Annotated in this window: 13 protein-coding genes; 4 read left to right on the top strand and 9 right to left on the bottom strand. The window is 48.4% G+C overall.

The annotated features are described in order from the left end of the window. Window positions 1-10: 10 nt before the first annotated feature. The 5 genes from JS578_06280 to JS578_06260 all read right to left on the bottom strand — a co-directional run bounded on the left by JS578_06280 (window position 11) and on the right by JS578_06260 (window position 5,428). Complete coding sequence (locus JS578_06280; GenBank protein QRX64833.1) at window positions 11-448, bottom strand: phospholipase; 438 nt, start codon at window positions 446-448, stop codon at window positions 11-13. 8 nt (window positions 449-456) lie between these two features. Continuing rightward, on the bottom strand, window positions 457-1,686 hold the full coding sequence (locus tag JS578_06275) for a 3-phosphoshikimate 1-carboxyvinyltransferase (protein QRX64832.1): 1,230 nt from the start codon (window positions 1,684-1,686) through the stop codon (window positions 457-459). A gap of 137 nt (window positions 1,687-1,823) precedes the next feature. Continuing rightward, window positions 1,824-3,158, bottom strand: coding sequence for a sodium-dependent transporter (locus JS578_06270; GenBank protein QRX64831.1), 1,335 nt, complete (start codon window positions 3,156-3,158; stop codon window positions 1,824-1,826). Between the two features lie 11 nt (window positions 3,159-3,169). Continuing rightward, the gene (locus JS578_06265; GenBank protein QRX64830.1) at window positions 3,170-3,931 is read right to left on the bottom strand and encodes a YaaA family protein; all 762 of its coding nucleotides are present in this window, start codon (window positions 3,929-3,931) and stop codon (window positions 3,170-3,172) included. Window positions 3,932-3,949: 18 nt separating this feature from the next. Beyond that, complete coding sequence (locus JS578_06260) at window positions 3,950-5,428, bottom strand: cysteine--tRNA ligase (protein ID QRX64829.1); 1,479 nt, start codon at window positions 5,426-5,428, stop codon at window positions 3,950-3,952. 165 nt (window positions 5,429-5,593) lie between these two features. On the opposite strand from JS578_06260, the gene JS578_06255 reads away from it, so the two are divergent. From JS578_06255 to efp, 3 genes are all read left to right on the top strand, one after another. Next, window positions 5,594-6,319 carry a DUF5020 family protein gene (locus JS578_06255; protein QRX64828.1) on the top strand — a complete coding sequence of 242 codons (726 nt, stop codon included), beginning with the start codon at window positions 5,594-5,596 and terminating at the stop codon, window positions 6,317-6,319. 19 nt (window positions 6,320-6,338) lie between these two features. Then, window positions 6,339-7,655, top strand: coding sequence for an NCS2 family permease (locus JS578_06250; protein QRX64827.1), 1,317 nt, complete (start codon window positions 6,339-6,341; stop codon window positions 7,653-7,655). 117 nt (window positions 7,656-7,772) lie between these two features. Then, the gene (gene efp, locus JS578_06245) at window positions 7,773-8,339 is read left to right on the top strand and encodes an elongation factor P (GenBank protein QRX64826.1); all 567 of its coding nucleotides are present in this window, start codon (window positions 7,773-7,775) and stop codon (window positions 8,337-8,339) included. 122 nt (window positions 8,340-8,461) lie between these two features. On the opposite strand, the gene JS578_06240 is transcribed toward efp, so the two are convergent. The 4 genes from JS578_06240 to JS578_06225 form a co-directional block, all read right to left on the bottom strand. Then, window positions 8,462-8,659 carry a CsbD family protein gene (locus JS578_06240; GenBank protein QRX64825.1) on the bottom strand — a complete coding sequence of 66 codons (198 nt, stop codon included), beginning with the start codon at window positions 8,657-8,659 and terminating at the stop codon, window positions 8,462-8,464. A 130-nt stretch (window positions 8,660-8,789) separates the two neighbouring features. Continuing rightward, window positions 8,790-9,647, bottom strand: a complete 858-nt coding sequence (locus JS578_06235; protein QRX64824.1) for a glucose 1-dehydrogenase — start codon at window positions 9,645-9,647, stop codon at window positions 8,790-8,792. Window positions 9,648-9,734: 87 nt separating this feature from the next. Continuing rightward, window positions 9,735-10,277, bottom strand: a complete 543-nt coding sequence (locus tag JS578_06230; protein ID QRX64823.1) for a ferritin-like domain-containing protein — start codon at window positions 10,275-10,277, stop codon at window positions 9,735-9,737. Window positions 10,278-10,297: 20 nt separating this feature from the next. Then, window positions 10,298-10,750, bottom strand: coding sequence for a PA2169 family four-helix-bundle protein (locus JS578_06225; GenBank protein QRX64822.1), 453 nt, complete (start codon window positions 10,748-10,750; stop codon window positions 10,298-10,300). 252 nt (window positions 10,751-11,002) lie between these two features. Between JS578_06225 and JS578_06220 the strand changes: the two genes are divergently transcribed. Beyond that, the gene (locus JS578_06220; protein ID QRX64821.1) at window positions 11,003-12,214 is read left to right on the top strand and encodes a transposase; all 1,212 of its coding nucleotides are present in this window, start codon (window positions 11,003-11,005) and stop codon (window positions 12,212-12,214) included. Window positions 12,215-12,361: the final 147 nt, after the last annotated feature.

The following is a 12,361-nucleotide window of genomic DNA, read 5'->3' as shown; positions in this document are numbered from 1 at the left end:
CTATTAGTCGTCAGGCGTGCATTTTGTGGGTTCTCAGATCGTTTACAATCATCAGCACCTCATCTTTCAGCTGATCGGGAAGGGCAATCTCCCTCATCTGGAGACTTCTGATCCAGCGTGGTTTTTCCTGATCCAGCACTGAGTAGAAGACCTCACGGAACTCATCCGCCTCCTGCTCGTTGTAACGATCCGATTCGCGATAGCGATATTTGTCCAGTTCTTCGTCTTCAAAATATTCGGCCGGTTCAGCGAAGGCTGCGATCAGGCTGTCCTTGTCACAAATCTCATGCGCCCCGCAGCAACCTCCGTCGTTGCCGCTCAGGTCGATGGGAGGTGCCGGTGTCTCACGCTCTGTAGTGTTTCCTTTTCTGCGTTGCAGGAGGTTGGAGAGTGAAAGTGCAATGACAAAGAAGGCAATGATGGCGATGAAGAGATATAAACTTTCCATAATCTGTTTTACTTTGGTTGAATTGTGAATCCCGCTTGTTTAAGGTCATCCCAGAAGGAGGGATATGATTTGGTCACCACCATCGGGTCATTGATAAGCAGCGGATGTAATAGAATCGATCCCGGTGCCATCGACATGCCCATGCGGTGGTCGTCATAGGTGTCAATGGCCGGTACTTCCGCAGGGAAACATCGTTCGCCATCCCACTCCAGCATACCGGAGCCTCGATCGCGAAGCACAAACCCCATTTTCCCGAGTTCGCTGATGAGTGCCGCGATGCGGTCGGTCTCCTTGATCTTCAGACTCTCGGTTCCTGAGAAGAGGAAGGGTATACCCTTGAAACAACAGGTGGAGGCAAAGGTCTGAGCCAGGTCCGGTTCCCGGATGAAATCGTGAAAGAACTTTTTGGCCTTCCTTTTCATGTGGCGGATAATGATGCCATCCTCCAGATACTCTGTCTCCACCCCCAGGTCGGAGAAGAGGTTGGCTACGTTGGCATCACCCTGCAGGCTTACTTTCCTCAAGCCCGGCAGCTTTACTTCTGCATCTGGCAGCAGGGCGACTATCTCATACCAGTAGGATGCTGCCGACCAGTCCTGCTCAACGGTGTACTCCACCGCCTTATACTTCTGTGGTTTTACGGTGATCCTGTTCTCATCCCATTTGGTATGTACCCCGTAATCTTTCATCATGCCGATGGTGAGGTCTATATAAGGTTTGGAGATCACCTGTTTCTCAATGTTCATCACCAACCCTTTCTCCATCATGGGGGCAACCATAAGGAGTGCGGAGATGAACTGTGAGCTGATGTTGCCGGCTACGTAAACCTCTCCTCCCTTGAGTCTGCGTCCCCTGATTCGGAGGGGTGGGTAGCCCTCTTTTTCCAGATAATCGATCTCTGCTCCCAGCACATTCAGCGTCTCCACCAACGGATGAATCGGGCGTTCATGCATTCGCTTGCTGCCCCTGATGACCCACTCACCCTCCATTCCTGCCAGAAAAGCAGTAAGGAAGCGCATGGCTGTGCCGGCGCCCTTTACATCGAACTGGTTAGAATTTGAATTGAATGATTCAATAATTACCCTGGTATCTTCACAGTCCGACAGGTTGTGAATGGGAGTGTTGCTGAGGCTTAATGCATTCAGGATAAGCGCCCTGTTGCTGATGCTCTTCGATGCAGGCAGATGTACCGTGGTATGCACTTGTTCCGGAGGGCTGATTCTGTATTGCTGTTGCATTACCTTATTTTTGTACAAAATTAATCATTTAAAGTGAAGGATCCGCTGTTTCTGATGGCTTTTAGCTTGTTTAAACTCATTTAGCTTTTTTTCCGTTTGTCATCCGTCAGATCGCTTATTATGAAGCCCGGATTGTCTTAACCTACAAGCCCGTAGATGAAGATTGCCAGGATTGCCAGGGGAGCAATGTAACGCAGCAGGAAAACATAAATCTTCAAGAAACCCACCCCCAGTTTGATTGTTCCGTTGTTCGTGATTTGTGCAGCCACCATTCTTTTATCGAGGTACCATCCCACGAAGAGCGATATGAAAAGTCCCCCCAGGGGGAGCATCACCTTGGCAGAGGCGACATCCATCAGGTTGAAAAGCCAGGGTGAGAAGGAGGAGCCGATACCCAGCAGGATTACCCCGGCGGTAACCAGCAGGGTGCTTTTCCTGCGGGTGAAACGATACTCTTCGTGGATGTAGAGTGTTACCACTTCCATCAGTGAGATGGTGGAGGTGAGGGCGGCCAGCGCAAGCAAGCAGAAGAAGAGCGATCCCCAGATAAAGGAGAGTGGCATCTGGTTGAAGAGTTCAGGCAGGGTGATGAACAGGAGTCCCGGTCCTCCCGCCACCAGTTCGTCGGTGATGGTATCGGGGTTGCTGGTAAGTGCGAAGGCGGAAGGGAAGATGATGATCCCAGCAAGGATGGCTACCAGGGAATCGAGAATTGAGACCTGTACCGCTGTTTGTGTGAAGTTGGTGTCGTTGTTGAAGTAGGAGCCGTAGGTGATCATGCAGCCCATACCGATGGAGAGCGAGAAGAATGCCTGTCCCATGGCGTCCAGGAAGAGGGTCGGGTTGAGGTGTGCGGCATCGGGATGGAAGAGAAAAGCAAGGCCCGCTGATGAACCCTCCAGGAAGACAGAGCGTAGTGCCAGGATGATCAGTAGCAGGAAGAGGATCGGCATCATGATCTTGGAGGATTGCTCTATTCCCTTCTTTACGCCGGAGAGGATGAAGAAAGCGGTCATCAGGGTGAAGAGAATCATCCATCCGGTTTGTCGCAATGGGCTGCTGAGCAGGTTGTTGAAGTTGGCGGAGAAATCGGTCACGGTGTGTAGGCTACCGGTGAGCGCCTGAAACACGTAGTCGAGGGTCCAGCCACAGACCACCATGTAGAAGCCCATGATCACGAATCCGGTGAGCACCCCCAGCCGGCCCACCCATTTCCATGGAGTACCGGGAGCCAGCTTGTGAAAGGCCCCGGCCGAGTTGGCACGTGATCCGCGTCCGATGATGAACTCGCTCATCATAAGAGGGATGCCGAAGAAGAGGATGCAGCCGATGTATAACAGTATGAAGAGAGCACCACCGCTGTCAGCAGTCTGGCTCGGGAAGCGCCAGATATTCCCCAGACCCACTGCTGAGCCGGCTGCTGCCGCCACAATTCCTATCTTCGATGCGAAAGTTACTCTTTTCTCTGCCATTGCTCTCTTGCTTATCTTGTGAAGACCCACTCATCGTCAGTTGAGAGGGCAGGATGGAAGAAATAGCCCTCACTGTCGAAAGCTTTCAGATCCTCCGGGTCGGTGAGCCGGTTTTTGATGATGAAGCGGGCAATCATCCCCCGCGCCTTCTTGGTATGTACCACCACCTGGCGAACTCCTTTCTCCTCCTGTTCCAGGAACTTGAGGCTGAGAAACCGTGTGCCGCCCGGAAGGAGTCTTTTTTGTACCACTTTCGAATATTCGTTCGACGCAATGTTGACCACCGTACGTGAGTCTTTACGCAATCGTTTGGTAAGATGCCCGTTCACACTCTCCTGCCAGTAGTCGTAGAGGGAGCGATAGCCCTCCGGCATGATCAGCTGCTGCATCTCCAGGCGGTAGGGCTTGATGCCGTCCATCGGTCGCAAGAGGCCGTAGAGACCGGAGAGGATGTTGAGGTGCTGTTGGGCAAAAGCGAAATCATCTGCAGAAAAGTCCTGCGCGTTGAGTCCCAGGTAAGCGATGCCGTTGTAGGCAAGGGCGGCGGCTCGTACAGGTGTGCTGCGCATGCCGAAGGAGTTGAACTGCTCCTGCACCTCGTGGGCCATGGCCGGGTTGATTTTCATCATCCCGGCGATCTCCTCCACTGTCAGTTTGTTGCAAACAGCAATCAACTGATCTCTTTTTTTCGGGAAGAGCGCCTTTGTAGGAGTGATCTCATTCTCTCCATGTGTGAAATCCATCCGCTTGGCCGGTGAAAGAAGTATCTGCATGCTATTTTTATCTCACGGTTACATGCTCCATTCAATTCCCTCCTTGGTGTCCTTTATCTCGATGCCGGCAGCTTTCAGCCGGTCTCTGATCTGGTCGGAAGTGCTCCAGTCCTTGTTGTCGCGTGCCTGCTTGCGAATATCCAGGATCAGTTCCATCAATCCTTCAATCACCTCGCTGCCGGCACCCTGGCGTGTCTCATCGAGCAGTCCCAACACCTCGAAGATGAAGGTGTGCATCACCTTCTTGAGCTGTTCCAGATCGGTGGCGGTGAGGCTCTCCTTCCGATCTCTTGCGGAGTTGATGATGCGCACCGCATCGAAGAGGTGGGCTATCAGCACCGGGCTGTTGAAGTCGTCGTTCATCGCATTGTAGCAGCGTGTCTCCAGTTCGGCGACATCGAATGTGGAGCGGTCAGAAGGTTCTATCTTCTCAAGTGTGCTGAGGCTCTCCATCAGCTTGCGGTATCCCTTCTCGGCGGCTTGCAGTGCCTCGTTTGAGAAGTCGAGCGTGCTGCGGTAGTGCGACTGAGCCATGAAAAAGCGAACGGACATGGGGGAGTAACCCTTCTCCAAAAGTGGGTGATCGCCGGTGAACAGTTCCCGGGGCAGGAAGCCGTTGCCTGCGCTCTTCGACATGCGTGCACCGTTCACGGTGAGCATGTTGGTGTGCACCCAGTATTTTGCCGGGGCAGTGTGGTTGCAGGCTTGCGACTGGGCAATCTCATTGGTGTGGTGGGTGGCCTGCAGGTCCATCCCCCCGCCATGAATGTCGAAGGTCTTGCCCAGGTATTTGCTGCTCATGGCAGAACATTCGACGTGCCAGCCGGGGAAGCCCCATCCCCAGGGTGAGGGCCACTGCATCAGTGTCTCCGGTTTGGCTTTTATCCATAGGGCGAAGTCGAGCCGTCCCCGCTTCTCATCCTGTCCGTCCAGCTCGCGGGTCCCTTCCAGCAGGTCTTCCAGCTTCCGGTTGGTCAGCGCGCCGTAGTCATGCTCCCGGCTGTATTTCTCCACGTCGAAATAGACTGACCCGTTCACCTCGTAGGCATAGCCGGCAGCAAGGATCTCCTTGATCATCTCTGTCTGCTCCAGAATATGACCGGTGGCAGAGGGCTCAATGCTCGGCGGCAGCGTGTTGAACTGCTTCAGCACCTCATGGAAGCCAAGGGTGTATTTCTGTACGATTTCCATCGGTTCCAGTTGTTCCAGCTTCGCTTTCTTGGCGAACTTATCATCCCCCTCATCGCGGTCACCCTCCAGGTGTCCCGCATCGGTGATGTTGCGCACGTAGCGCACCTTGTATCCCAGGTGCAAGAGATAACGATAGATCAGGTCGAAGGAGATGAAGGTGCGGCAGTTGCCCAGGTGAATGTCGCTGTAGACGGTGGGTCCGCATACATACATCCCTACCAGTGGCGGGTGCAACGGTTCGAACGGTTCTTTCTTTCTGTTCAGCGTGTTGTAGATTGTCAGATTTTTCGCCTTTTCTTCGTTCATTTGGGTTGTTGATTTTTCAAAGAGACAAAATTACAAATTTAAGCGGTATTATCAGCAGATTGTATCGATATTGAAAAAAATAGCCCAACAATTGTCTTTGTCTTTTGCATAATTTTAATACTTTTGTCGTTTCTTTCGGGTTTCTAATGTTAAAATTTAATCACTATGTTTCGAAAAATTCTTTTGTTCCTTGCAGTTCTTTGTACAACAGCAGCAGTACAGTCTCAGAACCTACAGTTGCATTTCGATCCCCGTAATTCGCTTTACGGTGATGCAGTCTCTTCATCCAATTACCTGACCGGTACCTTCGAGATGTTCAAGCCCGACCAGTGGGGTAATACCTTTATGTTTGTCGATGCAGACCTGAACTTCAACAAGAAGAACATCGGATTGGTGTACGGAGAGATTGCCAGGGAGTTTAAGATCGGAGATTTCCCGCTCTTGCCGCACCTGGAATACAACGGTGGACTTGGACTGGTGAAGGGTACTGACTTTGGCTTTTCCATCCCCTCCTCCTACATGGCGGGCTTTGGCTATCCCTTCCAACTGGGCAACTTCTTCATGAGCACCTACCTGGCATACAAGCTGAACGCCTTCGAGGAGGTGAGCAACGATGCACAGTGGACTGTCACCTGGAACGCTACACTTGCCGGGGGCAAGCTATCACTGGGTGGTTTTATGGATCTCTGGACCGAGGACAAATCGTTCACCGAGGGAAGTGGTGCCACGGGGAAAAAAGTTGTTTTCCTCAGTGAGCCGCAGTTATGGTACAACGTAACCCCTAACTTCGCGCTGGGTACAGAAGTGGAGCTGAGTTACAACTTCGTGAACAAGTTCGTAGAGAGCAAATTCTACGCCATTCCCACACTGGCTACCAAATGGAATTTTTAACACTTAATGATTCAATATCATGCTGGAAAAATTTTTCAAGTTAAAACAGAACAATACAACCCTGCGCACCGAGATCGTGGCGGGGATCATCACCTTCCTCACCATGTCCTATATTCTGGCGGTGAACCCTCAGATCCTGGGTGAAACGGGTATGGACAAAGGTGCATTGTTCACCACAACTGCCCTTGCAGCCATTGCAGGAACTCTTTTCATGGCACTCATTGCCAATGTGCCCATCGCTCAGGCCCCGGGAATGGGGCTGAACAATTTTTTTGCCTTCAGCGTGGTCATTGCCATGGGACACACCTGGCAGTTTGCCCTGACAGGTGTTTTGCTCTCGGGTCTCTGTTTTATGTTGCTCACGATATTCAACATCCGGAAATTAATCGTGGACAACATTCCCGTGACGTTGAAAAATGCGATTCCCATCGGCATCGGTCTCTTTATCACGCTCATCGGGTTGAAAAGTGCCGGAATCGTGACGCCCAACGAGTTCACGCTTGTGCAACTCGGTAACATGGCAGACCCCAATGTCTGGATTGCTGTGCTCGGGTTGGTGGTCATTGCTGTGCTGTTGGTCAAAAAAGTACATGGCGCCATCCTGATCGGCATCATTGTTTCCACTCTGTTTGCCGGATTTCTAGGACTGATTCAGTTGCCCCAGGGAAGCTGGGTTACCCTTCCACCCAGCCTCGAACCTATCTTCTTCAAGTTTGAATGGAGTAGTATTTTAACGTTCGACATGTTGATCGTTGTCTTTACATTCCTGATGGTCAATATTTTTGATGCGATGGGGACCTTGATTGGCGTCGTATCCAAAATTGGAAAATCGGATAAAGACGGGAACTTCCCCCAATTGCAGAAAGCATTGTTTGCCGATGCACTGGGAACATTTGTAGGAGCTCTGTTGGGTACCAGCCCGAATACTTCTTACGTGGAAAGTGCCTCAGGAGTGGCTGCCGGCGGCAGAACAGGACTCAGCAGCGTGAGTACCACCATGATGTTTGTGCTGGCCCTTTTCTTTGCCCCGATATTTCTGATGGTGCCGGCTGCTGCAACTGCCCCGGCGCTCATCATCATCGGATTGTTCATGATGAGTTCGGTGGCTGACATCGACTTCAGTGAAATTAGCGAAGGACTCCCGGCATTTATCACCATCATCTTTATGCCGTTCACCTACAGCATTGCCAACGGAATCATTTTCGGTATGTTGAGCTTCACCATCGTCAAGCTATTGTCGGGTAAAGTAAAAGAAGTGAGCATCACCATGTATGTGCTGGCGCTGTTTTTCCTGATCAAGATCATTCTCGATGCCTCAAATGCATTCGTACATTGATGAATCAATTGCTTTGAAGCGCTGATGATGAGCCAACCCGTTAATTTATTTGCCGTTCTGGGATAAAATCATTACTTTTGCGGCCTAATTTAAATACAACTCAGACAAATACAATTTATGGCAACAACCGCTGATTTCAGAAACGGCATGTGCATCGACCTCGAAGGTCAGTATTACTTCATCGTGGAGTTCCTTCACGTGAAACCGGGCAAAGGTGCTGCATTCGTCCGTACCAAGCTGAAGAACGTGACCACCGGCCGTGTCCTCGACAAGACCTTCAACTCTGGTGTGAAGGTGGACGAGGTGCGCATTGAACGCCGCTCTTTCCAGTACCTCTATCGCGACGACATGGGGTATAACTTCATGAACACCGAAACCTTTGAGCAAATCCCCATTCCTGAGGAGCAGATTGAAGGTGTACGCTTCCTGAAAGAGGGTGATGTGGTTGAGGTGCAGATTCATGCCGAGAGCGGAACCATCCTTACCGCCCAGATGCCGACCCACGTGGTGCTGGAGATCACCTATACGGAGCCGGGTATCAAGGGTGACACCGCCACCAACACCTTGAAACCGGCAACGGTAGAGACAGGTGCCGAGGTGCGTGTACCGCTCTTCATCAACACCGGTGAAAGGGTGAAAATCGATACCCGCGACGGCTCTTATGTAGAACGGGTGCGAGACTGATCAGTCAGTTGATAAAACAGAAAACAGGGAATATCATTGTATGATACTCCCTGTTTTTGTCGATTCAATACTGACTTAACCTCGACGATATCCGTCCTGGTTTCGTAGAGTTAAGATATCTGTTACAAATCTTCCAGTTGTTTGTTGAACCAGTCATTCAATTCATCATTTGTTTTGCCGGTCTTCTGTTGTAATTTGCCATACAATTCATCTTCTTTTCCTTCTACATAAAGAAGATCATCGTCATTTAGATCAGCCCACTCCTGTTTCAGTCGGCCTTTTAGTTCATTCCATTTACCTTTGATTCTTAAATTATCCATAATGATTTCTTTTTTGTCAGGTGTTTCTTTGTTGAAACCCTGAAGATGAAACGTGATTCCTTTGTATACTGTTCACTATAAGGCTTGTAAAAACACTTAACGATTGATAAATAGTATTTGAGACCTATGTCTATCCGTTGATGATCTCACCTCCGTTAGGATGAAGACACTGACCGGTGATGTAGCTGGAATCATCCGATGCCAGGAAAAGGAAACATGTGGCTACTTCATTGGGCTCACCCGCCCTCCCCATGGGTGTGTCGCTGCCAAATTCAGACACTTTTTTCTTATCGAAAGAGGAGGCAATCAGCGGTGTCCAGATGGGTCCCGGTGCAACGGCGTTTACCCGAATACCCTTGTTTGCAAGGTTTTGTGCCAGGCTACGGGTGAACCCTATGATCGCTCCCTTGGTGGCGGCATAGTCTATTAATTTGCTGCTTCCTCTGTAAGCAGTGACTGAAGCGGTGTTGACGATGTTACTTCCTTTTTTCATATGAGGCAATGCATAGCGGGTGACCCAGAAGTAGGAAAATACATTGGTATAAAACGTTCGGGTTAGTTGATCGGTGGTAATCTCCTCCAGACTCTCTGTTTCCCAATGTAGGGCTGCGTTGTTCACCAGGATATCGATTCTGTTGAATTGACGGAGGGTTCTCTCAACCGCCTTCTTACAGTTTGCCTCTTTTGCCAGGTCACCCTTAATCAGCAGACATTCACGTCCCAATTTCCTGATCTCTTTGGCTGTCTCTCTCGCATCATTCGTTTCGCTGAGATAAGCGATAGCAATATGGGCACCCTGCGAGGCAAACAACAAGGCCGTTGCTTTGCCAATGCCACTGTCAGCCCCGGTGATCAGTGCGATCTTGTCCCACAGCTTCCCGGTGTTTTCCTTTGGCTCTGTTTTGGGCTGGGGTTTCATCTTGCTCTCTTTGCCTGGCCTTTCTTGCTGTTGTCCGGGTCTAATCTTTTTTGTTTCATTTTTTTTCATATTACAAAAGTGTTGATATACACAAATATAAAGAGGGTGAAAGCGCAAAGCGATCCACCCTCTCACAATAATAAGATAGTATAGTTATTATTCAGCTTTCGCTTTCGTGTTAATGAATGATACTGCCAGATCCGTGAGGGATAGGTCGGTCGTTTTTTCTTCAAGCAGAATGCTTTCCAGCAGCTGCGAGAGATCAAAGATTCCCAGTGTCTTCGCCAGCTCCGAGAGGCTGCCGTAGGTTGCAATCTCATAATGTTCAACTTTCTGTGAGGCAATGATGATTGCCACATCACGTACCATTGTACCCTCATCGGTTTCTTCCAGGATACTCTCACCCTCTTCCAAAATACCGTCTATGGCTTCGCATTTTTTCTTTGCCGGTTTTTCACCCAACAGGCTGAAAGCTTCCTTGAGTTTCTTTATTTGTTCCTCAGTCTGTTTGGCGTGTTTTTTGATACCTTCTTTCAGTTCTTTTGAAGTGGCTCCCTCTTCCATCTTTGCAAGTCCTTTCAAAATCTCATGTTCAGCGTAGTAGATGTCTTTCAGTGAGTCTACAAGAAATTCCTGCAGTTTACCCTTATCCTCTTCTTTGAGTTCCACTTTCTTTTCTGATGTCTTTTTTGTTGTCATAGCATTGATTTTTTAATTGATTACAGCGCATCCCGCATCATTTTTATCTTGTCGTGCGAGATTTTAATTTCAGCCTTCTGAGAGAAGATGGTCGCTTTTTGTTCGGGTGTGAGATGTTCATAGGAAAGAGCCTCTTCATACGCAATGAGGGCGGCATCCTCACCATCTTCACAGTTGTCGAGGATCACCTTTCGATCACTGCCGGAGAAGAATGCTTTGACATCCATCCAAGCACGATAAATTTTCCCCGATAACTTAGTCCCTTCAGGGGCCCTGCCACCGATCAAGGTGATCAGTGAAATGAGTTCTGAACGAAACAGGATACTCTGGTCTATCCGTTCGTTAAAAAGAATGGACAAATCCTTGTCAGATTCACTTAGCTCTTCTTTGGCTTTTTGATAACCTTCAATGCGGTCATTGTTGATCAATATCAGATCACTGATAATCTCTTTCTGTTTTTCAAATTTTTCCATAATTGATTCATTAAAATTGTAATAGTACGGATCCAACTGAGATTTTAACAGCATTATTTCTTCCTTTGTTCATGTTTCGTCTCTTAAAAAATATTAAAATCATATATTACAGAGTGGCTTGATATCAATACTTCGGTAAATATTCAATTAACTAATTAAAATTCAATGATTTACGCAACATAGTTTAACATAAAAAAGATGGTTAAGCAGCTGATTATCAGTATCTTTATAGCTGATGAAAGCCTAATAAAGATGGATAAAACCAGCATACTTAACCAATATAGAGGTATCTGTAGTGATGTTCTTGGTGAACTAACTGCGAAGTTAAACAAAAGTTTCAAATCATTCCTTATGGAGACGCTAATTTTGTATCTGGTCATTCCCGGCAGGATTAATTTCCTACAATTGGGGAGATATGGCAAGTCGTGTGAACAGCGATTTCGCCAGAACTTCTCGAAGGATTTTGATTGGCTGGAGTTTAACTTGTCTTTGTCTGATAGGGTATTAACCGGAGATCGCAAGGCAATTGCCATTGATCCCAGTTATATAACCAAATCAGGAAAGAATACCCCTTGGATTGGTTACTTCTGGTCGGGTGCAGCCGGTCAGGCGAAAAGAGGTTTGGAAATCCTGGGAGTGGGCCTTATAGACGTCGACAACAAGGATTGTATCAGTCTACAGGCCGTTCAGACTCCGGACCGTCAAACCCTGGAGAGTCGTGATGCCAACCTGATTGACTGGTACCTGCTGGTCATTAAATCGATGCGGGATAAACTCCATCGGACAAGCCGTTACGTGGTTGCCGATGCCTACTTCGCAAAGAACAACTTTGTTACGGGTCTGCAAGAGATGAAATTTGATCTGGTCAGCCGTTTCAGGGATGATGCCGCACTTTATTATCCAACACTGCAGAAACCAACGGGCAAGAAAGGCAGGCCTAAACTCTACGACGGAAAGATTGATATGGCCAACCTGGATACAACCAGAGTGCAAAAGATCAATGTTGATAACGGTGATCTCTACACCTTGGTAGCCTATTCCAAATCACTTAAACAGATGGTCAGGCTTGTCGTCTGGTATTCCAAAGATGGGAAAAAGCCAAAACTGTTCTTCTCTACCAATCCTAAGATGAGTGGAAAAGATGTTATAGAATTTTACCGCACCCGTTTTCAGATCGAGTTTTGCTTCAGGGATGCAAAAGGCTTCACCGGACTGATGCAATCGCAGGCAAGGGATGTAGCAAAGCTATCGTTCAACTTTAATGCATCTCTTACCTCAGTCAACCTGGCAAAGGTGTTGGCAAAGGAGAGAGGCATCCCCTTTTCGATGGCATCATGTAAAACGATGATACACAACGCTTATCTGCTTGAACGATTTATTTGCGTGTCTGGCATTAAACCGAACAGAAGATTAAATGATAAACTTGTCAAAGAACTCATTGAGTTTGCAGCAATTGCTGCGTGACTCGAAACTATATTTTTAACGAACTATTGTTGATATAGAATGTGTAAATATGTCTGACTCGACAAGCCACATCGGGAATCACTATTTGCCATTCTCTCCATTTTTGTATAGATTTGCAGACAGATATCTCTCAGTAATATATTGCTG

Source organism: Dysgonomonadaceae bacterium zrk40 (assembly GCA_016916535.1).
Classification (GTDB): domain Bacteria; phylum Bacteroidota; class Bacteroidia; order Bacteroidales; family Dysgonomonadaceae; genus Proteiniphilum.
Note: the sequence above shows the minus strand (reverse complement) of the source record. Positions and strands in the feature narration are given on the sequence as shown.

Excerpts from the sequence above, each read along its gene's own strand:
- JS578_06280 (QRX64833.1), bottom strand. The coding sequence starts at position 448 with ATGGAAAGTTTATATCTCTTCATCGCCATCATTGCCTTCTTTGTCATT.
- JS578_06275 (QRX64832.1), bottom strand. The coding sequence starts at position 1,686 with ATGCAACAGCAATACAGAATCAGCCCTCCGGAACAAGTGCATACCACG.
- JS578_06270 (QRX64831.1), bottom strand. The coding sequence starts at position 3,158 with ATGGCAGAGAAAAGAGTAACTTTCGCATCGAAGATAGGAATTGTGGCG.
- JS578_06265 (QRX64830.1), bottom strand. The coding sequence starts at position 3,931 with ATGCAGATACTTCTTTCACCGGCCAAGCGGATGGATTTCACACATGGA.
- JS578_06260 (QRX64829.1), bottom strand. The coding sequence starts at position 5,428 with ATGAACGAAGAAAAGGCGAAAAATCTGACAATCTACAACACGCTGAAC.
- JS578_06255 (QRX64828.1), top strand. The coding sequence starts at position 5,594 with ATGTTTCGAAAAATTCTTTTGTTCCTTGCAGTTCTTTGTACAACAGCA.
- JS578_06250 (QRX64827.1), top strand. The coding sequence starts at position 6,339 with ATGCTGGAAAAATTTTTCAAGTTAAAACAGAACAATACAACCCTGCGC.
- efp (QRX64826.1), top strand. The coding sequence starts at position 7,773 with ATGGCAACAACCGCTGATTTCAGAAACGGCATGTGCATCGACCTCGAA.
- JS578_06240 (QRX64825.1), bottom strand. The coding sequence starts at position 8,659 with ATGGATAATTTAAGAATCAAAGGTAAATGGAATGAACTAAAAGGCCGA.
- JS578_06235 (QRX64824.1), bottom strand. The coding sequence starts at position 9,647 with ATGAAAAAAAATGAAACAAAAAAGATTAGACCCGGACAACAGCAAGAA.
- JS578_06230 (QRX64823.1), bottom strand. The coding sequence starts at position 10,277 with ATGACAACAAAAAAGACATCAGAAAAGAAAGTGGAACTCAAAGAAGAG.
- JS578_06225 (QRX64822.1), bottom strand. The coding sequence starts at position 10,750 with ATGGAAAAATTTGAAAAACAGAAAGAGATTATCAGTGATCTGATATTG.
- JS578_06220 (QRX64821.1), top strand. The coding sequence starts at position 11,003 with ATGGATAAAACCAGCATACTTAACCAATATAGAGGTATCTGTAGTGAT.